Raw genomic sequence first — 22,270 nt, forward strand, 5'->3', positions numbered from 1 at the left:
GTCTCCATCAGGAAGTTGGGGCGGGATTTGCGCTTGCGCGATCATCGACCGCCCCGTCGAACATGGCCAGGACGACCTTGGCCATCAAGGCCGACAGCGTCTCCTGTTCCACCAGGCTCAGTGGGGCGAGCATCTCGGCCTCGAGAGCGCGAAAGCGTGGCATGGCCTTGTCGAGCACTGCGCGCCCCTTGGGAGTCAGGCTGAGTTTTTGCTGGCGGCGGTCGGTTGCGCCCTCCATCCGCCGGATCAGCCCCAGCTTGGCTATCCGGTTGACTGCGCGGCTCAAGGTGTTTTTCGGAAAAGCAGTGGAGTTTGCAATTTCGCTCGCCGTGACGCCGTCCATGATGCCCAGGCAGTAGACCACCACGAACTCCGGCCGCGAGAGGCCGAATTCCTGTTCGACCCAGCCGTACAGCGGCGTGTTGTAGCGAAGGCTCAGGTAGTTGAAGCGGGCCGAAAAGCCGCAGGGATTGCGCCACAGGCGCGCATGCGTGAAGGCGTCGAGTGGATGGCGCCCGAGCAACTGCGCGCCACTGTCTCCGGCGGCTTGCGTGGGGCCTCCATTCGACGGGGCCAGAAGATCGGTATTTGGTTCCAACTAGAACAGTCTTTTATCTTTGTTGGGCGATGCTAGCAAATCACCAATGGCAATAAGCAAAGATTTGTGCAAACCAGTTCCATAAGGTATTGACGAGTTTATCCGCGAAGCATTAAATCTGTCCTGCAAGGCAAGCGGTTGGCGCGGTGCCGGCTTCAGGGGATTTCTCAATGCGCTCTTTCTTCACAGGCCTGCTGTGTGCCACAGTGCTGGCCGCTCCGGCCTTGGCCCAGACTCTCACCATCGGCGTGCGTGGCGGGCCCGACTCCATCGACCCGCACTTCACGGCCACCGGCACCCATGCGGAGGCGCTCAAGCATGTGTTCGACACGCTGGTCTGGTCCGGCGACGGCCTGGAATTGCAGCCGCGCCTTGCAGAGAGCTGGAAAGTCATCAACGACAACACCTGGGAGTTCAAGCTGCGCCGCGGCGTGAAGTTCCACGACGGCTCCGATTTCACGGCGCAGGACGTCAAGTTTTCGATCGAGCGCGTGCCTGTGGTCTCCGGCCCCAATCCCACCACGATCTACGTGCGCCGGGTCAAGGACGTCAAGATCATTGACACCCACACGCTGCTGGTCATCACCGATGGCGCCGCGCCCACTTTGCCCAACGACTTCATCCGCCTGTTCATCGTGTCGGCCAAGGCCGCGGCCGGCCTGACCAAGGACACCGCCAACGAGGCTTTCAACTCCGGCAAGGCGGCCATCGGCACGGGCCCCTACAAGTACGTGTCATGGCAGCCCAAGGGCGACCTGGTCCTGGCCCGCAACGACAGCTACTGGGGTCCCAAGGAGCCATGGGCCCGCCATGTGCGCAAGGAGATCCCCAACGACGCCTCACGCGTCGCGCAGCTCAAGGCAGGACAGCTCGACCTGATCACACGGGTCCCGGCCACCGACCTCGCCACCTTGCAGCGCGATCCGAAGATCGCCGTCCAGACAATCGACACGGTCTACGTGTTCAACCTCGAGATGGACCTGCGCGACAAGGCGCCCACGGTGACGGCCAAGGACGGCTCCGCGCTTGCCAAGAACCCCTTGCAGGATCTGCGTGTGCGCGAAGCCATCGACCTGGCCATCGACCGCAAGGCGCTGGCCGAGGTGGCGATGGAAGGCCTGGGCAAGCCGGCCAGCCAGCTGGTGACGCCCTCGATCTTCGGCTACAACAAGAATCTCGGCGAGCGCAAGTACGATCCGGCGGCGGCCCGCAAGCTGCTGGCCGATGCCGGCTATCCCAACGGCTTCAAGCTGCAGCTGTCGTTCACGGCGGACCGCCTGCCGGGTGACCGCCAGGTCGGCACGTCGATCGCCCAGATGCTGGCCGCGGTCGGCATCGACGCCCAGCCCAATGCCCAGCCTGCAGCCGTGTTCTTCCCCGCGCGCACCCGGGGCGACTATTCCGTGTCCATGTCCGGCTGGGGAACGCTGACCGGCGAGGCGCACTACACCCTGTCCTCGCTGGCCCACTCCAATGACAAGGACAAGAAGATGGGCGCCTTCAACGTCCTGAACTACAAGAACCCCGTGATGGACAAGCTGCTCCAGGATGCCGCCATCGAGATGGACATCGCCAAACGCCGCAAGTACCTGGAAGACGCCAACGCCCTGCTCGAAAAGGACCGCCAGCGCCTGCCTATCGTCGCGGTGGGTTCGGCCTGGGCCATGCAAAAAGGCAAGTTCACGATCAAGCCACGGGTGGACGAAGACACTCTGGCCATGAACATCAAGCCGGGCAAGTAAGTGGCCGCCGGCATTGCGATCGGCCTGCACGGGGGTTGCGGCACGCTCGATCCAGGCCTTCTGAGCGAGGCTGAATGGGAAGAGAGCCGCGCGCATATGGCCAAGGCGTTGCGCGCCGGCTGGCAGGTGCTCAAGGCAGGTGGCAGCGCCCTCGACGCGGTGCAAGCCAGTGTGGTGGTGATGGAAGACAGCCCGCACTTCAACGCGGGACACGGCGCCGCACTGACCGAGAACGCGCAGCATGAGCTGGACGCGTCCATCATGGACGGCGCATCGCTGGCGGCCGGAGCGGTGTGCACGGTGCGCCGTATCCGCAACCCGGTGCTGGCCGCGCGGGCGGTCCTGGACAGCGGGCAGGCTGTGTTGCTTTCGGGACCGGCGGCCGACGACTTCGCGCAGAGCCGGGGCCTGGCCATGGTGGATCCGGCCTACTTCACCACGCAGCGCCGCGTGGACGCGCTCAGGTCGCTGCAGGCGCGCGCCGCCACCGGCGCCTTCGTCCCCGCTTCCGAAGCCGAAAAGCACGGAACCGTGGGCGCCGTTGCCCGCGACATGCAGGGCCACCTGGCGGCAGCCACCTCCACCGGCGGCTTCAACAACAAGCCCTCCGGGCGGGTCGGCGACAGCCCCATCATCGGTGCGGGAACCTACGCGAAAGACGGTGTCTGCGCCGTTTCATGCACGGGCCAGGGCGAAATTTTCATCCGGCGCGTCGCCGCCTACGATCTGGCGGCCCGCATCAGCTACGCGCATCAGACGCTGGCGGCTGCCGCCGATGCGCTGGTGTTCGACACGCTCGCCAGCCATTCCATCGGCGCCGGACTTATTGCGCTGGGTGCCAGCGGCGAGCCGGTCGCGCCCTACAACACCCTGGGCATGTACCGCGGCTGGATCAGCACCGACGGCCAGTTGACGGTGGCCACCCACCGTGCGCTGCATGCCATGGGACCCGCCTGATGCGGCAAGACGCCCCTATCCTGATCTGGGGTGCGGGCGCCATCGGCGGCGTGCTCGGCGCGTACTGGGCCCGCGCAGGCGTGCCGGTGCTGATGGTCGACACCGTGGCCGACCATGTCCAGGCCTGCCGCAGCAGCGGCTTGTCCATCACTGGCCCGGTGGAGCAGTTCCGTCAGCTTGTGCCAGCCGTGACGCCGCAGGAACTGCAAGGCCAGTATCCGGTGATCGTGCTGGCCGTGAAGGCCCAGGCGACCGAGGCCGCGCTTGAGATGCTCCAACCCCATCTGGCGCCCGACGGCTACGTGCTGTCGGCGCAGAACGGCCTGAACGAGCTGGTGATTGCGCGGACGGTCGGTGCACAGCGCACCATGGGCTGCTTCGTCAACTTCGGCGCCGATTGGCTGGGTCCAGGCGAGATCCTGTTTGGCAACCGCGCCGCCGTTGTCGTGGGCGAGATCGACGGCAGCGTGCGCGAGCGCAGCAGGCAGATGCACGCGCTCTTGTCGATTTTCGAGCCGCAGGCCGTGCTGACAGACAACATCTGGGGCTACCTCTGGGGCAAGCTGGCCTATGGCGCCATGCTGTTTGCCACCGCGCTCACCGACGACTCCATGACGGGCAACTTTGCCGACCCGCGGCGCTTCCCCGTGTTCGATCAGCTGGCCCGGGAGGTGATGGCCGTCGCATCGGCGCGCGGTGTGCGCCCTGTCGGCTTCAACGGCTTCGATCCGGCCTGCTTCGCACCCGGCGCAGGCGAAGCCGGCGCCCGTGCCTCGATCGCAGCCCTGGCTGAATTCAACCGGACGACCGCCAAGACCCATTCCGGCATCCACCGCGACCTGGCGATCCGCAAACGCAAGACCGAGATCGACCCACAGATCGGCGTCATCGCCACACTCGGGCGCGAAGCGGGAATTGCGACGCCGGCCATCGCCTGCCTGGTCGAGCTGATCCACGCGATTGAAGACGGACGCCTGCCCCTGGCCTATTCGACCTTCGAAGTCCTGCTTGCCACCTGTCTTGCGCAGTCCGCAGAGCCTGCCACTCCAGCATGAAAATCGACTTCTCCGGCAAGACGGTTGTGGTGACGGGTGCGGCCCACGGATTTGGCCGTGCCATCTGCCTGGCCTTCGCCCAAACTGGCGCCCAGGTCTGGGCCCTGGACGTGCTCGAGGACGAACTGGCCGAGACGGGGCGCCTGTGCCGCGAAGCGGGAGCGCGCTGCGAAACGCGTTCGATCGACATCACGCAAGCGTCCGCAGTGAAGGCCCTGGTCGATGAAGTCTGCAGCGTCAGCGGGCATGTGGACGTGCTGGTGAACAACGCAGGGGGCGTGCTGGGACAGGTGGGCCAGCCGCTGGAGTCCGTCACCCCGCAGCAGTGGAACTCCATTTTTGCCGTCAATTTGAGCGGTGCGTTCTACCTGTGCCAGGCGGTGGCCCCTGGCATGAAGGCCGCCGGCGCGGGCCGCATCGTCAATATCGCCAGTGGCGCCGGCCTGACGGTCAGCCTGACCGGCATCCAGGCCTATGCAGCGGCGAAAGCCGGCCTGATCAGCCTGACGCGGCAGCTAGCTCACGAGCTCGGCGAGTGGGGCATCACGGTCAATTGCATTGCGCCGGGCTTCGTCCGGTCCAACCCCAACACCGAACGGCAATGGCAGGCCATGGGCAGCGCCGGTCAGCAAGCGCTCTTGAACGGCATCGCGCTCAAGCGGCTGGGCACAGCGGACGACATCGCCTCCGGCGTGCTGTTTTTTGCCTCGGACCATGCCGGCTGGATCAGCGGCCAGACGATTTCCATCGACGGCGGTAAATGAGCGGTCACTGTCAGGCCGGTGACTGTCATCGCCCCGATATTGGCCTGCCCCCGTGGCTGCGTCTGCAGAACAGCTACAGAGCGATGCGGAACCGCAGCTCGCGGCCGCCGCCCAGGGACGCCAGTTTTTCGAATTCCTCGACCAGCACGCCGCCGTTGGCCAGGATCACTTGTTGCGAGGCCGTGTTCTCCGGCGAGGTTGTGATCTCCACCTGCAGCAGGCCGCGGTGGCGCGCTTGCGGCAGCAGCAGCGCGAGCGCACGCGTGGCGTAGCCCCGTCGCTGCTTCCACGGCACAACGCTGTAGCCGATGTGGCCCAGGCAGTAGTCCGGCAGCGCGCCGCCCGCCAGCGGGGGCCAGCGTAGCTGGATGCTGCCGCAAAACTCGCCGTCCCACAGCCACTTGCGATAGCCGGGAAGCCGCGGCACCACCGTGCCGTCCGGCAGCTTGACCCCGGCGCCACCGCCCTCGAAGTTCACGATCCGCTGAAAGTAGGCGTCGGGATTGTTCTGGATGGCAGCGAGTTCTTCCTGGGCCACCTGCGGCCGCAGGTTGTTCGGCGACCAGCCGCGCCGCAACGCATCGCAGTACGAGCGCAGGTATTCAGGTTCGGGCCAGACCAGTTCCATGGCCCGATTCTCCAACACGCGAGTAGACTGCCGTTTTTCAGCTCGAACTGTGGGGGGCCGGGGTGCGGGACAAGGCCGCAAGAGACCCGCTCTAGCGCGCCGCCGTCAGCTGGCGATCGATCCAGGCCTGGGTGTCGGCCATCACGCCTTCCTTGCCCAGGTCGTTGAACAGGTCATGGAAGTGACCGTCATACAGCTTGAGCGTCTTGTCGCTGGAGCCCACCGTGTCGAAGAAAAACTGGCTGCCGCGCGGCACGGTCGCTTTGTCCACCGTGCCATGCATGATCAGCACAGGCAGGCTCATGCGCGGAAATTCCTTCCTGAGCCGTTCATCCGCGCGCACCAGGGCCGCAACGGTGCTGGCGGGCTGGACTTCGCCGGCAATCAGCGGATCGCTGTTCAAGGCCTGTACCGCCTGCGGGTCGCGCGAAAAGTCCTCGTTCTTCAATTTCAGCACCGGCAGATGCGGCGCTACGTGGCTGATGGCCTTGATCGCGCCCAGGGCGAAGTCCGGCGCCGGCACCTCGAACGCAAAGCTCTCGCAGATCAGGCCAGCCAGTTCGGCCTGCTTGTCCAGCGTGTAGATGCACGAGACCACCCCACCCGCGCTGTGGCCCAGCAGGAACACCGGCAGTCCCGGCTCCCCCTGCTTGGCGATCGCCACCAGGCGGCTGACGTCGTCGGCATAGTCATCGACACTTTCCACATAGAAGCGCTCGCCCTCCGAGCGGCCGCGGCCGCGCAGGTCAATGGCGTAGACCGCCAGGCCGGCGGCGGCGAACTGCTGCGCCACCCACAGGTACTGGCCGCCATGCGAATTGACGCCGTGGCAGATGACCACCACGGCGCGCGCCGGGCCATCGGGCTTCCAGGCGCGGTAGAAGATCCGGACGCCATCCTTGCCGGCAAAGGTGTTCTCACTGGGACTGTTGACCATGGCATGCTCCGTTCAGGACCGCGCGAACGCGAGAAGGTCGGCGTTGAGCTGGTCCTTGCTGGTGTCCCCCAGGCTGTGCGTGCCGCCCGGATAGATCTTCAGCGTGGCGCCCTTGACCAGCTTGGACGACAGCAGCGCGGAGGCGCCGATGGGTACGATCTGGTCGTCGTCACCGTGGATGATCAGCGTGGGCACGTCGAACTTTTTCAGGTCGGCCGTGAAGTCCGTTTCCGAGAATGCCTTGATGCAGTCGTAGGCGTTCTTGTGGCCCGACATCATCCCCTGCATCCACCAGGACTGGATCAGGCCCTGCGAGACCTTGGCGCCCGGGCGGTTGAAGCCGAAGAAGGGCCCGCTCGCCACGTCCAGGAAGAACTGGGAGCGGTCGGCCAGGTAGGCCTTGCGAAAGCCATCGAACACATCCATGGGCAGGCCGCCCGGGTTCGCCGCCGTCTTGACCATGATGGGCGGCACCGCCCCCATCAGCACGGCGCGCGCCACGCGCTTGGTGCCGTGGCGTCCGATGTAACGTGCCACCTCGCCGCCGCCTGTGGAATGGCCGACCATGGTGACGCCCTTGAGGTCCAGCGCCGTGAACAGCTCGTTGAGGTCGTCGGCGTAGCTGTCCATGTCGTTGCCGTGCCAGGGCTGGCTGGAGCGGCCATGGCCGCGGCGGTCATGGGCAATGCAGCGAAAGCCGTTGGAAGCCAGATGGAACATCTGCGCCTCCCATGCGTCCGAGCTGAGCGGCCAGCCGTGGCTGAAGCTCACGACCGGGCCAGCGCCCCAATCCTTGTAATAGATCTGCGTGCCGTCTTTGGTGGTGAATGTGCTCATGGTTTTCCTTTGCGGGTTGCTGGAGCTGGGATGTGGTTGCGCGGCCATCGCCGCAAACGGGAGGGCGGCGCCTGCGATCAGCACGCTGCGCCGCAGGATGCGCATGGGGATTTCCGGATTCGGGTTCATTTGCGTATCGTGTGGGGGGCGTGCCTGCCGTGCATCAGCCGTCGGGGAGAGGTCAGCGTCCCTCAGCGGACAAACCGCAGGACCTCGTCCGCGAAGTCCTCCGGGTACTGGAACAAAAAGCCATGGCCCGAATCGGGATAGACGACCAGCCGGGCGTCGGCAATCGCCTGCTGCATGGCATAGGAGGCGTAGGTGGGAACCATGATGTCGTTGTTGCCGTTGGCAACCAGGGTCGGTTGCTTGATGCTCCCGAGCCGGGGCAGCAGCGAGGTGGCTGGGGTGGCAGCGGCCATCGCCGATTTGAGCTGCGCCTGCCATGCGGCAGCGTCCACCTGCCTGGCAAATGCATCAGGCCGCTGCTGCAGACGCGCCAGGTAAGCCTTGCCCAGCGCCTGGCTGGCAGCGCTCTGGCCAAAGAACAGGAACAGGAAGTCCGCGTCCTCATTGACCGGCTTGGTCGCGGTCGGCCAGACCTGCGCGTTGGAAGCGGCGAATGCAGCGGGAATGTCGGGCACATGACCGGGGCCGGAGCCCGCGATCACCAGAGTGCGCACCAGTTCAGGATGGTCGAGCGCCATCTGCAACGCCACCGTCCCGCCCATCGAGAAGCCAAGGACGTCAACCTGCTGCAAGCCCAGCGCCCGCACCAGCTTGGCGGCCGAGAGCGCGAAGGCGGGCAGTGCGTCGGGCGGCGTGCCGGAAGAGCGCGCAAAGCCGGGCTGGTCGAACATCACGACCGGCCGCTTTGCGGCGATCCTGTCGATGAGCACCGGATCCCAGTGGTCCATGGTGCCCCGGAAGCGATTGAGCAGCAGCAGCGGCGTGCCCTCTTGCGGCCCGATGATCCGGTAGGCGATGTCCGCGCCATCCACCTTGATGACGCGCGTTGCCGCTGTGAGCGTGGGACTGGCCTGTGCGGCCACGGCGGCGGCAACCGGAACCATCAGCGAGAGTCCGGGGAGGGAGGGCAGGAGTTGGCGCAATGGCGTCATGGCAGGCCTGGGATGTGCACGGCGGGATTGCCTGCGCCAATCGTGTTCCTGCCCGCTGCCGCGGCCAACCGCCCGATGGAGGGGCCGGCAGTGGGTACTACGGTAGACCGGACTTAGGCTCGCAGGAGAGCCTGGGCTTCCCCCTTTGGAGGGATTTGCTGCGGCCCGGCCATGCAGATAGTCAGAGGGTCTCCACAGCCAGGATGCAGCCATGCTGGATCTCTCGTCCCAGGCGTCTGCGCCCCGCCAGATGGCGTTCGATCACATGCGGCAAGCCTTCCTGCACAGCGGCGGATTGCTCGATGCCGACGAACTCGCGCACAAGCAGGCACAGCGCCTGAGCAATGGGCTGGGCGCCGTCGCGCGCTGGATCGTGCTGCGGCGCATTGTCTCTATCCCTTGGGGCGGCGGCTACTGGATCCCCTGTTTCCAGTTCGCCCAGCCGTCTTTTGTGCTGCGCGCATCGCTGGCCGGCGTTCTCGACGAGCTCAACCCTGTGATGGACGACTGGGAGCTTGCAGGCTGGTTCGCGATGGCCAACGACCTGCTCGATGGCGCCTGTCCCGCATGCGCGCTCGGCCATTCACCTTTGGACGTGCGCGATGCCGCACGCGCCCACAGATTCGCCGTCTGCGGCTGAGAGGGCGTCCGGGCTAAGCGCCGTGCAGTGCGAGCGTGGTCTCGGCGATCCGCCGGCCCTGGTAGCGCGCGCCGTCGAGTTCGACCTGGCTGGGTTGGCGCGTACCGTCCAGGCCGGTGAGCGTGCCGGCTCCGTACGGCGAACCCCCTTCGGGCGCTGACAAGGACAGTTGCCCGGCATATCCGTAGTCCATACCGACGACGATCATCCCGAAGTCAAGCAGGTTGGTGATGATGGTCAACAGCGTTGTCTCGTGCCCGCCGTGCTGGCTTGCGCTCGAGACAAAGCCTCCACCGACCTTTCCCCGCAGAGCGCCGCGCGGCCACTGCTGGCCGGCCCTCTCGAGAAAGCTGGCCATCTGCGAGCCCATGCGACCGTGCCGCGCGCCGGTGCCAATGATGATCGCGTCATAGTCCTGCAGTTCCGCCGGGTCGGCCAGGGGCGCGGGTTGGTCCAATCTGTGGCCTGCGGCCCGGGTGACCTCTTGCGCAACAAGTTCGGGCGCCCGCTTGACTTCCGCATCCACGCCTGCGCGGCAGGCGCCGTCGGCAACCGCATAGGCCATCAGCTCCGTGTGCCCGTGCACCGAGTGGTAGAGGACGAGTATCTTGACCATCTTGTTTCCTTCCAGACTGAGAAGGAAGGCTAGCCAAGCCAGCGTCAGCCCGAATCCGCCCTTGGTGCTGTGCCGGCTTAGTCCGTCTGGATCAGTTCCCCCGCGGATGCCAGGGCCAGGGGCCGGGACGGAGCATGCCCGGGCAAACTGCGCCGGCCCTGCATCAGGCTCTGGAAGCGATCGAGCGGGACGCCATTTCCCGGGGCCGCGCGCAGCAGCCCCCGGTGCTCGGAGACCACGACCGCCTGTGTCCGCGTGCGGACCTGGAGCTTTTCGAGAATGGCCTTGACGTGCGTCTTGACCGTTCCGAGCTGGATGTCGAGGTCCCTGGCAATCTGCTTGTTCGAGGCGCCTTGGGACATCAGGTGCAGCACATCGTGCTCGCGCTTGGTCAGGCTGGCATGGACCAGACTGTCCGCGATGCGGGCCGAGACAGCGTCGTCATAGCAACGCCCGCCACGTGCGAGCGATCGCACGGCTTGCACAAGGCGCTCGGCCGGGCATCCAAGCAGCAGGTAGCCCTGGACACCGCGCGCCATGGCGCAGCGGATGTCCCACTCACCCACTTTCTCCGTCACGATCAGCAGCCTGGGCACAGATCCGGGCCCGGCATTGCGGCCGGCTGCCATGCGATCGAGAAATTGCAGGCCCGTGCCGTAGTCCGCGACGAGCACGTCACAGTGGGCCGCATCTGGCGGCACAGCCTGCGTGGGCAGATGGCCCACGGTCACGGCCAGATCCGCCTGGGCACGCAAGGTCGCCGCCAGGCCTGCACAGACCAGTGGTGAGTCGTGCAAAACAAAAACCTCGACACGTCGGACGGTGCTCATGGTGCCTGCTCCTGAGATGGGGACTGGGTGGACGCGGATCCGGACTTCAAGCCGGAGCCGGCCAGGGCGTACTTTCTCGCGCGGATGTATCCTGGCTTCGTCAGTTCGCCTTGCAGTCGTGTCAGGTGACATGCAATGACCGGTTGGCGCCGCCCCTGCCGGATAATCGGCAAGCAGGACATACTCATTCCGATGGCAGAACCTCTCATGCAGGAGCCTCCTGAACCGCCGGATCTGGGCGCGCTGTCCGATCGCATGGCTGCTTTGGAGCGGGAGAACCAGACGCTGCGCGAGCGTGTCGCCGAGCTCCATCTGGGCCAGTCGCGCTTCCACAACCTGGTCGACGCCACAGGTGATGTGATCTGGATCACCGAGTGCGACCCCGAGCGCGTTGTCTATTGCAGCGCCAGCTTCGAGCGGATCTGGGGCCACACCGTCGAAGGGCTCTACAGGGACCCCAGCCTGTGGATCCGGTCCATTCACGTGGACGACCGAACCCGCATCGGCCAGGCCTTTCACCACTGGCTCGCCCAACCGACCGAAACATGGGAGGCAGAGTTCCGCATCGTCCGGCCCGATGGCCAGGTGCGCTGGATTCACGAGCGCGGCGTCTCGGCCGCCGAAGACGACGGCAAGGCGCGGGTCATCGGCGCCTCGAAGGACATCACCGAGCAACGCGCGACGGCGGCGGCCCTTCGCGAATCCGAAGAGCGGTTTGCATTGGCCGTGGAAGGCTCGGCCGACGGCATCTGGGACTGGGACATCCAGACCGGCTTGATGTACATGTCGGAACGGGCGCAGGAGCTGTACGGCCTCGTGCCCAGCGCCCTGACCTTGCGGCCCCGCAGCGAATGGCTGGGGGTCGTCCACGAGCCGCAGCCGGACGTCTCCGAGCGGCGGCTCGCGACAACTCGCTACCTTGCTGGCGAGACCGATTTTCTCGACGCTGAGTGGCGTTTCCGGCAAGCGGACGGCACAGACCGCTGGAGAAGGGTCCGTGGCCGCGGCCTGCGCGATGCCAGCGGAAAGGCGATCCGCCTGAGCGGGTCCATCACCGACATCGATGCCCGCAAGCGCGCAGAACAGGCTCTGGAGCAATCGCAGGAACGGTTCGCGCTCGCCGTCGAGGGCTCGACCGACGGCATCTGGGACTGGGACATCCAGACCGGCTTGATGTACATGTCCGAACGGGCGCAGGAGCTGTACGGCCTCGTGCCCAGTGCCCGGAGCTTGCGGCCGCGCAGCGAGTGGCTGGCCGCCGTCCAGCATCCGGAACCGGACATCCACGAGCGGCGGCTCGCGATGGAGCGCTACATCACCGGCGAGACGGAACGACTCGATGCGGAGTGGCGATTCCGGCAGCTCGATGGCACGGACCTCTGGCGACGAATCCGGGGCCGTTGCCTGCGCGATGCCAATGGCAAGGCGATCCGCCTGAGCGGATCGATCAGCGACGTGGATTCCCGCAAGCGCGCCGAGCAGGCGCTCGAACAGTCGGAGCAGCGCTACGCCCTGGCCGTGGCCGGGTCCAACGACGGCATCTGGGACTGGGACATTGCCAGCGGCATGCAGTACTACTCCGAGCGCGCCCAGCGCATCTATGGCCTGACGCCCGGGCCGACCAAACGGCACAGGTCGGAATGGCGCCGCCTCGTGCCCATCCACCCGGATGACTACCACGAGCAGATCAACGCGATCACCGACTACCTCGCCGGGCGGATCTCGACCTATGGCGGCGAGTGGCGCGTCCTGCTGCCCGGTGGTGGCTACAAGTGGATCCGCCTGCGTGGCGAGTCTGTCCGGGATGCCGCGGGCCTGCCGGTCCGGCTGGCCGGATCGGTCAGCGACATCGACGATCTCAAGCGGGAACAGGCGAGCCGGCAGCAGTCGCAGCGGCTCGAGGCGGTCGGCACGCTGGCAGGCGGCATCGCCCACGATTTCAACAACATCCTGGGCGCCATCCTCGGCTTCGGAGAAATGTCGCTGCGGCGCACGCGCCAGGGCAGCCGCATGCGGCGCGATCTGGAGTGCATCGTCATGGCCGGGGAGCGCGGCCGGACCCTGGTCGACCGCATCCTGGCCTTCAGCCGCAGCAGCGTGAGCGAACGGATGCCCGTCCACGTCGAGAAGGTCGTGCGAGAGTCCGTGGACCTGCTCAAGCCGGCCTTGCACGGCGATGTGCAAATCGAATGCGACTTGCGCACGGGCACGGCAGCGATCATGGGCGACGCGACCCAGGTCCACCAGGTTCTGGGCAACCTGGCCACCAACGCCGCTCAGGCCATGCCCGATGGCGGCCGGCTGGGCATCGTCCTGGAATGCCTGTTGCTCAAGGATGGGCGTTCGGCGACGACCGGCTCGCTCGAGCCGGGTGAGTACATCGTGTTGACCGTGTCCGACACCGGAAGCGGCATCGCTCCGGAGGACAGGCAGCGGATTTTCGACCCCTTCTTCACGACCAAGGAGGTCAATGTGGGCACGGGACTGGGGCTCTCGCTGGTGCACGGCATCGTGTCCGAGCTGGGTGGCGCCATCGACCTCATGTCCAGCGTCGGCGATGGCAGCAGCTTCGTCGTCTATCTGCCACGCAGCGGTGACGTGGCCGAGCCCCGGGAGGTGTCCCAGCAAAACCTTCCCCGCGGCAGCCAGCAGCGCGTCCTGGTGGTCGACGACGACCCGGCCTTGACCCGCCTGACGTCTGAACTGTGTGCAGACCTGGGTTACCAATGGATGTCCTGCACCTCGAGCATCGAAGCAGCCCGCGTCTTTCGCAACAGGCCGGACCATTTCGACGTCGTGCTGACCGACGAGCGCATGCCGGGACTGTCCGGCACCGCACTGATCCGTTCGCTCAAGGAGGTGCGAGGCGACATCCCCATCATCATGATGAGCGGCTATCTCGGCGATGCCTTGGTCAGCCGCGCGCACGCGCTGGGCGCGACTGCCGTCCTGGCCAAGCCTGTGTCCAGGACCGATCTGGCCACCGTGCTGTCGGATGCCCTGGCTTCAACTGCCGGCCGCCAGCGCGGCGGCAACGGCAGCGAGTAACTGCTCGCGCGTATACGGCTTCGCAAGAACAGCAGACACGCCAAGCTGGAGCGCGAGCGCAGGCGAGGGATCGTTGCTGCGACGCAAGCGCCCCGAGACCAGGAGCAAGGGCGCGGGGTGCGCTGAGCGCAGCGATTGCACACGCCCGGCTGCGGCTCTGGGGTTGGCAACGTCCAGCATGATCAGGTCCAGCGCCGGGACCGAGTCGAGTTGCCTTGCCGAAACAAAAACGACCGCGTGACCAGCCTGCTCCAGCCAACGCCCGGCCAACTCCCTCATGAGCGGATCGCCCTCGATGACTGCAATGCGATGGTTGTGACGCAAATCCGGATTCCCGTCAGGTACTGGAAAGGTTCCCCGACAACATTGAGATGATTGGATGCCCGCATGGTCGCCTGCGTAAGACAGGAATGCCCGCCTTTGTGTCACCTGACATCTGACCCCCTGGCCATGGGGGCAGCAGGCACCCGAAAATTCCGTGTTCCAAGGAGGAACCCCCGAATGCTGGAGAGCTCTGCATCCTGCGCGAACGCACCGCATGTGCTTGCGGTGGACGATGACCCGTCGATGCGGCAGCTGATCACCAACTACCTTGTCGACCACGAGTTCCGGGTGACGGCGGTGACAAGCGAGCGGGAAATGCGCTCCGTGATGGCGAGCGATCCGGCGCAGCTGGTTCTGCTCGATCTGCGCCTTGGCAGCGAGGACGGGCTGCAGATCGCGCGCGCCCTGCGCGAGCAGACCAAGCTGCCCATCATCATCCTGACCGCACTGCAGGACGAGGCCGACCGGGTCATGGGACTGGAGCTGGGCGCAGACGACTATCTGACCAAGCCGTTCTCGCCGCGCGAGCTGCTGGCCCGCATCCGGGCATTGCTGCGCCGGGCCAAGATGCATGAGACTGTCTCGGAAGTCGTGGCCAATGTGCGCGCCTACCGTTTCGATGGCTGGGAGCTCAACCTCAGGCTGCGCAGGCTTCGCACGCCCGAAGGAGAGACGCTGGCATTGCGCACCGCCGAATTCAACCTGCTGCTGGCGTTTCTGGCCGCTCCCCAGCGGGTGCTTTCGCGCGAACGCCTGCTCGAGTTGTCCCGACTGCACAACGCCGAGGTCTACGACCGCTCGGTGGATGTGCTGGTGGGCAGGCTGCGGCGCAAGATCGAGGCTGCGCCGCGCAGCCCGAGCATGATCGTCACCGAGCGTGGGGCCGGCTACAGCTTCAGGCCCGCTGTCGAGACGGTTCGGGGTTGAAGCCATGCACATCCTGCGACGCCTTACCGTCCTCGCCCTGAGCGCTTCCTGCGCCTGGAGCGCCGCGGCCCAGCCGCCCAAGACCCTGAAGCTGGTCCCGCATGCGGACGTGAAGATCCTCGATCCCACCTTCACAACCGCCTACGTCTCGCGCAACTTCGGCTACATGGTCTACGACACGCTGTTCGCACTCGATGCGGCAGGCCGGCCGCAGCCGCAGATGGTGGACGCCCACAAGCGGTCGGCGGACGGCAAGACCTGGGCCTTCAGCTTGCGGCAAGGACTGAAGTTCTCCGACGGCAGTGCCGTCACGTCTGCCGACGTGGTGGCATCGCTGCAGCGATGGGCCTCACGCGATAGCATGGGGCGCGCGATGGGCGTTGCCGGTGCGCAGTGGAAGGCCATCGATGCGCGCAGCTTCGAACTGACGCTGCAAGAGCCTTTCGGCCTGGTGCTGGAGGCGCTGGCCAAGCCCTCCGGCTTCCCGCCCATGGTCCTGCCCGAGCGGTTGGCCAGGATGCCGACGGCAAGCCCTTTGCCTGAGGTGCTGGGCTCGGGCCCGTATGTCTTCAAGCGCGACGAGTGGGTGCCGGGAAGCAAGATGGTGTTTGTGCGCAATCCGCACTACCTGGCACGCAAGGAGCCGCCCAGCGGTCTGGCGGGCAGCAAGAGCAGCGCTTTCGATCGCGTCGAGTGGCACTATCTGCCCGACGCCAACACTGCGGTCGCGGCACTCAAGCGAGGCGAGGTCGACCTGATCGAACAGGTTCCGCCCGATCACATCACGGGATTGCGCAACGAGCGAGACCTGAAGATCGGCTCAGGCGGAGCCCACCAGGCCGTACTCATCCTCAATCACCTGCACCCGCCCTTCAACCATCCGAAGGCGCGCCAGGCGCTGGCACACGCGGTCAGCCAGGCCAAATTCACCGCGGCCATGGGCTATCCGCTGGACATGCGCATGACGCACTGCGCCACATTCTTCATCTGCGGGGGGCCCCAAGACACGGCGGCGGGCGCCGACCCTTTCCGCCGGCCCGATCTGGCCAAGGCCAGGCAGATGCTGGCCGAGGCCGGCTACAAGGGAGAGAAGGTGGTGCTGCTGGTGCCAAGCGATGTGACATACCTGAACGCTGTGGCGATGGTGGCTGCCCAGACCATGCGCAGCATCGGCATGGAGGTCGATCTGCAGACCATGGACTGGGCGTCCATCGGCAGCCGCCGGATCCGGAAAAACGCGCCGGATGCGGGCGGCTGGAATGTCTACGCTTCGGTGGGCGGGGAATTCGACATCAACTCGCCGATCGCCAACGTGGTGCTGGGCGCAGCCTGCGGCAACAGCCTGCCCGGCTGGGCCTGCGATCCTCAGCTCGATACCCTGCGTGCCTCGTGGATCCGGGAATCCGATCCCGCCAGGCGCAAGTCTTTGCTCGATGCCTTCCAGATCCGCGCCTATGAGGTGGCTCCCTATGTGAACGCGGGCCAGTACTCGGCCGCCTTCGCCGCCCGCTCAGACCTCAAGGGCGTGGACAAGCTGTGGGCCGGGCTGCCCATCGCCTGGGTGCTGGACCGGTAGACGCCGTGGCTGGCCGCCGCGCGGCCCAAGGCAGGCCTTAGAAACGGGTGCGCAGCGTCATGCTGAAGCTGCGCGGCTCGCCGTAGTTGGGATAGTCCAGCGTCGCCCAGTACTGCTTGTCCAGGGCATTGAACACCGCCATGTAGAGGCTGGTGGCCTCGCTGAAACGCCAGCTGGCGTTCAGGTTGAGCAGGCCAAAGGGCGACTGCGTGACCGTGGCTGGGCCCGACGGGCTGGGCACATTGACTGCGTCCATGCGGCCCTGCCATTGCAGTTGCGCGCCCACCTCCAGCGGCTGCAGGGCGCCGCCAAAGCGGTACTGCGTGCCCAGCTTGGCCAGCCATTCGGGCAGGTTGGCATAGGTCAGGTCGGCGGCGTTGCGCTGGGTGCGCACCCGCGTCAGGCCGGCAGTGGCGTTCCAGCCGACGCCCAGACGGGCCGCCGCGTCCAGCTCCCAGCCGCTGCTGCGCGTGCCGTTCACGCCCACATAGGCCGAACTGCCATCGGGCAGGCTCGCCGCGGGCACACTGCTGTCGCGGATGCCGTAGTTGTCCTGCTTGACCTCGAACAGGGCAAACGAGCCGCTGATGCCGCGGCTGGCCCACTCGCCCTTGATCCCGATTTCGTTGCTGATGCCCTGCACCGGGTCCAGCGGAGTGTTGTTGCGGTCCTTGTAGTTCTGTGGATTGAAGATCCCGGTGTGGCTGGCGTAGGCCGACAGTTCCTTGCTGAGGTCGTAGACCACGCCGAGGAAGGGCGAGGGCTCGCGGCTGACCGACTGGCGCGCGGTGGTGCTGGTGTAGACGCCGGAGGTGTTGTGGTTGTCGGTGTGGCGCTTCCAATTGGTGATGCGCACGCCCGTCAGCAACGCCAGCGGGTCGGCCAGACGCCAGCGCGCCGACGCGTAGACCGCGTCCTGCTTGGTGCTCTGCTCGGTGAATGCGCCGGTGCGGCTGTAGGCCGGCATGGGCGCCGTGCCGTCCCAGGCGTAGGCGTTGGGGACGGAGTAGCTCCAGCCGGCCACGCTGGTGTAGCCGTCGCTATGGGTGGTGGTACGCAGGCTGCTGAAGCCGGCAGTCAGGTCGTGCTGGCGGCCACCCAGGCTGAACTTGCCGGTGACAAAGGCATCGAGCGTGTCCTGCTCTTCGGTGCCGCCGCCCACCGCGGCATACAGCCGCACGCCGGCGCCGGTGCTCCGATTGGGGAATGGCGCGCTGGACACGGTGCTGCCGTAGCCGTAAGTGCGCAGGCTGAAATTCTTGCCCTCAGTGTGGTTGTAGGCGGCCTTGAGCGCCCATTGTTCGGCGAGCTGGTGGTCGACCGTCGCGAACAGGGTGGCCGAATCGCGCGACCAGCGGGTCCAGGAGGGCGAGAAGCTGGTGGACACCGGCATATTGGCCAGACCGCCATCCGAGGCGAAGCGCGGGAGCGCGCCCCAGATGCCGGCGACCGGTTCGTTGTTCTGCCGCTGGTAGCCCACGGAGGCGACGGTAGCGGCGCCGATGTCGGCCTCGATCACGCCCAGCAGCGCGTACTTGTCCTCCTCATAGCGGTCGCGGAAGCTGTGGCGCGTCTGCGGCGCCACCACCCAGCGGCTGCGCACGCTGCCGTCGGAGGTCAGCGGCGCGTTGAGGTCGAGCTCGGCGCGGTAGAGGTCCCAGCTGCCGGCTGTCAGCGCCACCGAGCCGCCGAATTTGCGCTGCGGGCGCTTGCGCACCAGGTTGATGGTGGCCGAAGGCGTGCCCACGCCGGTCATGATGCCGTTGGCGCCGCGCACGATGTCGATGCTCTGGTACAGCGCGGTGTCGAACTCCTGGTTGGTGTTGGCGCTGTATGTCGGCAGGCCATCCACCTGGAAATCGGTGATCTGGAAGCCGCGCGCGTAGTACAGCGGGCGCTGGGTGTCGAACAGGCTGACATGGATGCCGGTGACGCTGCGCAGCACCGCGTCCACGCTGGTCAGCGACTGCTGTTCGAGCTGCGCGCGCTCGACCGTGCTGACCGACTGTGGCGTCTCGCGCGGGGTCAGGGGCAGCCGGGTCGTTGCGTTGTCGCGCGTGCCGGTGATGGTGACGCTGCCCAGGGCCCCGGGCTCGCTGTCCTGCGCCCAGCTGGCGCAGCACAGGCTGGCTGCGGCGGCCACAGGAATCCATTTTCGGGCTGCCGACAGGCGGGCTTGGCTGGGTTTGCGCTCAGGGCGAAGCAGTTGGTTCAACATGGTGTGCGGGCGATGGAAGCCGGATCGCGCCCGCGCCAACAGGCCACGGCTGCCGCGAGGCTGCCGGTGAAACCGTGGTGCGCAAAGTTGGGGGGGCGCTGCTCCAGCAAGTGGGGAGCTGGCTGCACCCGGGGCGGCCAGCGGTTCCCGCAAAGGGGACGCCAGCGCCACAGCATGTGGCTGGGGCCGCGAGTATACCCAAGGCCACCTCAAAAACACCCCTGCTTCTTCACCGTCGCCGCAAGCGCAGGCCCAGCCCCAGCGGCGGCGAGCCGGCGCCCGCCTCACTGCAGGCGAATCAGCACACTGGCCGGATGGAAGGCCTTCCAGGAGAACCAGTACTCGTCTGAGATCGCCAGCTTCTCCAGGTCGGCCTGGATCGGCCCGCTCTTGTGCTTGCCACGCGCATCCCATACCGTCGCGCTGCGGGCGTCCGAGAGTGCCCCCTCTGCACCGACCACCAACTCCACGGAGTGTCCGGCCACACTGCCCTTGAACGCATTCACCGTGTCGCCCCGCGCGACAAAGAAGGCATCCAGCGCATGGTTGCGAACCACGCCCTTTTGCAGCAGCTCGCGCTTGAGATAGGCGGGCTGCACTGCGGCCGTCGGGTCGATGACGCCGACGACATGGGTTCTTGCAGGGAATGATTTGTCGCGCAGTCTTGCGGGCAGGCCGGGGGTTGCCTCGCTGGCCATGATCTTTCTCCAGACGCCGGGGACAGGCAGCTGGAACTCGCGAAAGTCATCGCGGCTGACCTGGCACACGCAAGGCAGCGGGTCCAGGCGCCGGACCTCGCTCCAGGGCAGGATCTGGAAAGGGATGGGCGTGAGCGTGTGCGGGTGCAGCCGCCCGACGACAGATTTGAACGTGGCTTGCTGGAAGAACGTCCCGGTGCGCCGGTCCGCCACGACCATGTTCGCGTTCTTGAACGATCCGACAAACAGCGGCCCGATGTCCGTGACGTCGTAAGCAATGATGCTGCGGCACATGGCGCAGTACGTGAGGGAGACGGTGCGGTCGCCGAAGCGGTCGTTGACGATGTGGTGGTGAACCACGTAGTCCAGCGGGTAGGCCTTGCTGACCCCGCCGTGCTCGATGACCGCCAGTTGCATGCCGTCCCCCAGGGGGAGCCGCAACGGCGCATTGGCCATCGCCGGGAAATCCACCGCTGGAAAGGCGCTCTCCTGGTGCATGTGGTAGGTCAGAGCGACGGCCAGTCCCGTCAGCGCCAGGGGCACGGCAGCGGCCCAGGGAAATGCGCCGGCCGCGGCCCACAACCCTGCCGCCCAGGCCAGCGAGCCCGCAAAAATCGTCCAGACAACAGGCTTGCGGACGAAGTAGTGGCGGTGCAGCCAGGCAATGGGAAACGGCTTGAGCAAAGCCATGGAGATGGCCGCAGTCCCCACCAGCAGCGCGGCGGCCGACAGCAGGTACAGGATGGTCATGGGGCGTCCCGTTTCACGCCGCCAGTGTAATGAGCGCAAGCCGCTGCGGCCCCGATAGACTCCGGTCCATGAACCTGAAAATCGTCGTGTATTCCAAGTCGGCCTGTCCCCAATGCGATGCGGCCAAGATGACCCTCAAGATCCGCGGCCTGGCCTACGACGAAATCCGGCTCGACGACGAGGCACAGCGGCTGGCCTTCTATGAAAAGTGCGGGCCCGCCGTGCGCCAGATGCCGCAAATCTTCATCAACGACCAGCGTGTCGGCGGCCTCGCCGGCCTGCAGGCGGCGCTGGCCCAGCTGGCCGGCTAGCCAAGCTCAGACCATGTCCTGAATTTCGAGCATGGCCGGTTGTGCGGCCGCGAATTCGAATTGAGTCACGTCGGCAGCGCACGACGTCCGATTTTGTCGGTCCAGTGTGAAACAGTCTTCTTCGGGCCGCCTCGCGCCTTTTTTGACTGCTGGAACACCGACGAAAGCTTCCCGTGAGCGACCGCTTCATCTACGACGAAAAGACCAGTGTGCTCTACGCGCCGGACGGGCGACGTCTGAAGCAGGTGCACTGCCCCAAGGCGATGCACTGGAATCAACTCACCATCGAGCAGGGCGAATACCGCTGGCGAGGCTGTACGCAATGCAATCAGCGCGTCATCAATCTCGATGTGATGCCGGTCGTCGAAGCGGTTGCCGTGCTGGCAAGGCGAAACTCGACGGCCTGTGTTCATGGTTCCGCCGATTCCGGCCGGGTCATCTTTCTCAAGGACAGGGACGCGATTCCACGAGGGACGGACCTCAAAACCAACGGCCAGGGCCGCACGCCGATCCGGACGGCACGCTCGGTGGACGAGGTCAACCGGGCGGCCAATCTGGGCTATTGGCCGGACGTTCGGCGTGTACGTTTTGACACTGAGAACTTCCTCGCCGAGGTCAAGGTCAGACAACACGCAGATTCAGGTCACATCAGCTTGAACAACGACCCGCGGGCTGAAGCTGATAGGGATCGATGGGCGGAGATCATTCCCACGACCCGCTACTACCCGTACTACCAGCCCTCTCCGATTGCGGCCTACCTCGTCCCCAGGCACCTGCCAGATGGCGCGCAGCTGCTGATCATGGACCCGATCGAAGATGTTGCCTTTCCCGTGCGAGAGATGTCCCAACGCGTCCTCGCCATTCCAGGCAGGCTCGCGGGCCGGCGCGTCGTTCTGGGCCGGCCGGACCCCATCGTCCCGATGATCGTTGGCTGACATCTGCAGAGCCTGGTGCTGGCCCATCCATAGTTTTTGCAAAAGAAAGATCTGAATGCGCTCCAACAATCCAACCGGGATTCGAAATCTGTGTGCTGTGGCAATGCACCTGCGGCAAACCATGCCGGCCAACGCTGCGACCAACTATGCAGTTCGAACGGTACTGCGGGAAGCCATCAACAAATCGAATCCGCAGTACCAGGGCAACGTCAACCGGAAGAACTGCCGTCACCTGTCTGTCGCCGCCGAACGGCGGTTGGCTGAAGATCCAAAGGCGCCTCTGGTTGCAGACCATGCGGTGCCAGTGAGCATCACGCTGAAAGCTTTTGCCGGGGCCAGCGACCCTACCCTGGACAGCGTGGTGAATCTCGTTGCAAAGTACGCTGTGATGGTCCTGGTCACGCCGCAGGAGGATGCATGTCTTCGGGCTGCTGGCTTGGTGAAAAGCATGCCAGCGAACTGGGACGAAAAAGACCCATTTGCACGCTACAAACATGTCGGCATCGAGATCAAGGCGAACGCCGCATTTCGGGGGAGTCAGGAGTAGGCGGGAAGGCGACTTGGACCGGTCGCCGTGGAGTTGCCGGAGTCCATCCCTAACGGCACTTGGTCGACCATCGAAGATGGACTCGTTCCAGGCTAGACAGGGAATCGTCCACCACGAGTGCCTGCTTCACGGCAATCGAGAACGACGCCCCGGATGGGACGCCTTGATCATCTCTCAGATGTCGTCGCGGCCCACCATTCGTCCGAGGCAT

General features: G+C 65.9%; 21 protein-coding genes. 11 read left to right on the forward strand and 10 right to left on the reverse strand.

The window, feature by feature from the left end; genetic code table 11:
- Positions 1 to 7: 7 nt before the first annotated feature.
- Positions 8 to 598, reverse strand: a complete 591-nt coding sequence (locus Q0632_RS01875; RefSeq protein WP_298923755.1) for a MarR family winged helix-turn-helix transcriptional regulator — start codon at positions 596 to 598, stop codon at positions 8 to 10.
- A 170-nt stretch (positions 599 to 768) separates the two neighbouring features.
- Here Q0632_RS01875 and Q0632_RS01880 point away from each other — a divergent pair, with 170 nt between their 5' ends.
- From Q0632_RS01880 to Q0632_RS01895, 4 genes are read left to right on the forward strand one after another with little or no spacing between them, the layout of a single operon-like run.
- Positions 769 to 2,340 carry an ABC transporter substrate-binding protein gene (locus Q0632_RS01880; protein WP_298923757.1) on the forward strand — a complete coding sequence of 524 codons (1,572 nt, stop codon included), beginning with the start codon at positions 769 to 771 and terminating at the stop codon, positions 2,338 to 2,340.
- Entirely contained in the window at positions 2,341 to 3,297 is a 957-nt protein-coding gene (locus Q0632_RS01885; protein WP_298923759.1) for an isoaspartyl peptidase/L-asparaginase family protein, read from the forward strand.
- Positions 3,297 to 4,352 carry a ketopantoate reductase family protein gene (locus Q0632_RS01890; RefSeq protein ID WP_298923761.1) on the forward strand — a complete coding sequence of 352 codons (1,056 nt, stop codon included), beginning with the start codon at positions 3,297 to 3,299 and terminating at the stop codon, positions 4,350 to 4,352. Before Q0632_RS01885 ends, Q0632_RS01890 begins: the two co-directional genes overlap by 1 nt.
- The gene (locus Q0632_RS01895; protein ID WP_298923763.1) at positions 4,349 to 5,116 is read left to right on the forward strand and encodes an SDR family NAD(P)-dependent oxidoreductase; all 768 of its coding nucleotides are present in this window, start codon (positions 4,349 to 4,351) and stop codon (positions 5,114 to 5,116) included. Before Q0632_RS01890 ends, Q0632_RS01895 begins: the two co-directional genes overlap by 4 nt.
- Before the next feature lie 73 nt (positions 5,117 to 5,189).
- On the opposite strand, the gene Q0632_RS01900 is transcribed toward Q0632_RS01895, so the two are convergent.
- The 4 genes from Q0632_RS01900 to Q0632_RS01915 form a co-directional block, all read right to left on the reverse strand.
- Positions 5,190 to 5,744 (reverse strand): GNAT family N-acetyltransferase, encoded by a 555-nt coding sequence (locus tag Q0632_RS01900; protein WP_298923765.1) that lies wholly within the window; start codon positions 5,742 to 5,744, stop codon positions 5,190 to 5,192.
- A gap of 91 nt (positions 5,745 to 5,835) precedes the next feature.
- Positions 5,836 to 6,681: an alpha/beta hydrolase gene (locus Q0632_RS01905; protein ID WP_298923767.1), complete on the reverse strand. Its 846-nt coding sequence runs from the start codon at positions 6,679 to 6,681 to the stop codon at positions 5,836 to 5,838.
- A 12-nt stretch (positions 6,682 to 6,693) separates the two neighbouring features.
- Positions 6,694 to 7,566, reverse strand: a complete 873-nt coding sequence (locus tag Q0632_RS01910; RefSeq protein WP_298923893.1) for an alpha/beta hydrolase — start codon at positions 7,564 to 7,566, stop codon at positions 6,694 to 6,696.
- A 143-nt stretch (positions 7,567 to 7,709) separates the two neighbouring features.
- On the reverse strand, positions 7,710 to 8,591 hold the full coding sequence (locus Q0632_RS01915) for an alpha/beta hydrolase (protein ID WP_298923769.1): 882 nt from the start codon (positions 8,589 to 8,591) through the stop codon (positions 7,710 to 7,712).
- Positions 8,592 to 8,850: 259 nt separating this feature from the next.
- Between Q0632_RS01915 and Q0632_RS01920 the strand changes: the two genes are divergently transcribed.
- Positions 8,851 to 9,279 (forward strand): hypothetical protein, encoded by a 429-nt coding sequence (locus Q0632_RS01920; RefSeq protein WP_298923771.1) that lies wholly within the window; start codon positions 8,851 to 8,853, stop codon positions 9,277 to 9,279.
- Between the two features lie 13 nt (positions 9,280 to 9,292).
- Here Q0632_RS01920 and wrbA read toward each other — a convergent pair whose 3' ends face one another.
- Positions 9,293 to 9,895, reverse strand: coding sequence for an NAD(P)H:quinone oxidoreductase (gene wrbA, locus Q0632_RS01925; protein ID WP_298923773.1), 603 nt, complete (start codon positions 9,893 to 9,895; stop codon positions 9,293 to 9,295).
- 77 nt (positions 9,896 to 9,972) lie between these two features.
- The gene (locus tag Q0632_RS01930) at positions 9,973 to 10,725 is read right to left on the reverse strand and encodes a response regulator transcription factor (RefSeq protein WP_298923775.1); all 753 of its coding nucleotides are present in this window, start codon (positions 10,723 to 10,725) and stop codon (positions 9,973 to 9,975) included.
- A gap of 135 nt (positions 10,726 to 10,860) precedes the next feature.
- Between Q0632_RS01930 and Q0632_RS01935 the strand changes: the two genes are divergently transcribed.
- Positions 10,861 to 13,773 (forward strand): PAS domain-containing protein, encoded by a 2,913-nt coding sequence (locus Q0632_RS01935; RefSeq protein WP_298923778.1) that lies wholly within the window; start codon positions 10,861 to 10,863, stop codon positions 13,771 to 13,773.
- Here the strand turns inward: Q0632_RS01935 and Q0632_RS01940 are convergent.
- The gene (locus Q0632_RS01940) at positions 13,732 to 14,097 is read right to left on the reverse strand and encodes a hypothetical protein (protein ID WP_298923781.1); all 366 of its coding nucleotides are present in this window, start codon (positions 14,095 to 14,097) and stop codon (positions 13,732 to 13,734) included. The genes Q0632_RS01935 and Q0632_RS01940 overlap by 42 nt on opposite strands.
- 177 nt (positions 14,098 to 14,274) lie before the next feature.
- Between Q0632_RS01940 and Q0632_RS01945 the strand changes: the two genes are divergently transcribed.
- On the forward strand, positions 14,275 to 15,024 hold the full coding sequence (locus Q0632_RS01945; RefSeq protein ID WP_298923783.1) for a response regulator: 750 nt from the start codon (positions 14,275 to 14,277) through the stop codon (positions 15,022 to 15,024).
- 4 nt (positions 15,025 to 15,028) lie between these two features.
- On the forward strand, positions 15,029 to 16,600 hold the full coding sequence (locus Q0632_RS01950) for an ABC transporter substrate-binding protein (protein WP_298923785.1): 1,572 nt from the start codon (positions 15,029 to 15,031) through the stop codon (positions 16,598 to 16,600).
- Between the two features lie 37 nt (positions 16,601 to 16,637).
- Here the strand turns inward: Q0632_RS01950 and Q0632_RS01955 are convergent, their stop codons facing one another.
- On the reverse strand, positions 16,638 to 18,743 hold the full coding sequence (locus Q0632_RS01955; RefSeq protein WP_298923786.1) for a TonB-dependent siderophore receptor: 2,106 nt from the start codon (positions 18,741 to 18,743) through the stop codon (positions 16,638 to 16,640).
- Positions 18,744 to 19,102: 359 nt separating this feature from the next.
- Positions 19,103 to 20,266: a DUF3179 domain-containing protein gene (locus tag Q0632_RS01960; protein ID WP_298923788.1), complete on the reverse strand. Its 1,164-nt coding sequence runs from the start codon at positions 20,264 to 20,266 to the stop codon at positions 19,103 to 19,105.
- Between the two features lie 68 nt (positions 20,267 to 20,334).
- On the opposite strand from Q0632_RS01960, the gene Q0632_RS01965 reads away from it, so the two are divergent.
- The 3 genes from Q0632_RS01965 (at position 20,335) to Q0632_RS01975 (ending at position 22,059) form a co-directional block, all read left to right on the forward strand.
- Entirely contained in the window at positions 20,335 to 20,577 is a 243-nt protein-coding gene (locus tag Q0632_RS01965) for a glutaredoxin domain-containing protein (RefSeq protein WP_298923790.1), read from the forward strand.
- A 173-nt stretch (positions 20,578 to 20,750) separates the two neighbouring features.
- Positions 20,751 to 21,512 carry a hypothetical protein gene (locus tag Q0632_RS01970; protein ID WP_298923792.1) on the forward strand — a complete coding sequence of 254 codons (762 nt, stop codon included), beginning with the start codon at positions 20,751 to 20,753 and terminating at the stop codon, positions 21,510 to 21,512.
- A 55-nt stretch (positions 21,513 to 21,567) separates the two neighbouring features.
- Positions 21,568 to 22,059 carry a hypothetical protein gene (locus Q0632_RS01975; RefSeq protein WP_298923794.1) on the forward strand — a complete coding sequence of 164 codons (492 nt, stop codon included), beginning with the start codon at positions 21,568 to 21,570 and terminating at the stop codon, positions 22,057 to 22,059.
- Positions 22,060 to 22,270 lie beyond the last annotated feature (211 nt).

It is taken from the genome of uncultured Ramlibacter sp., assembly GCF_936925435.1.
Taxonomy (GTDB): Bacteria; Pseudomonadota; Gammaproteobacteria; order Burkholderiales; family Burkholderiaceae_C; genus Ramlibacter.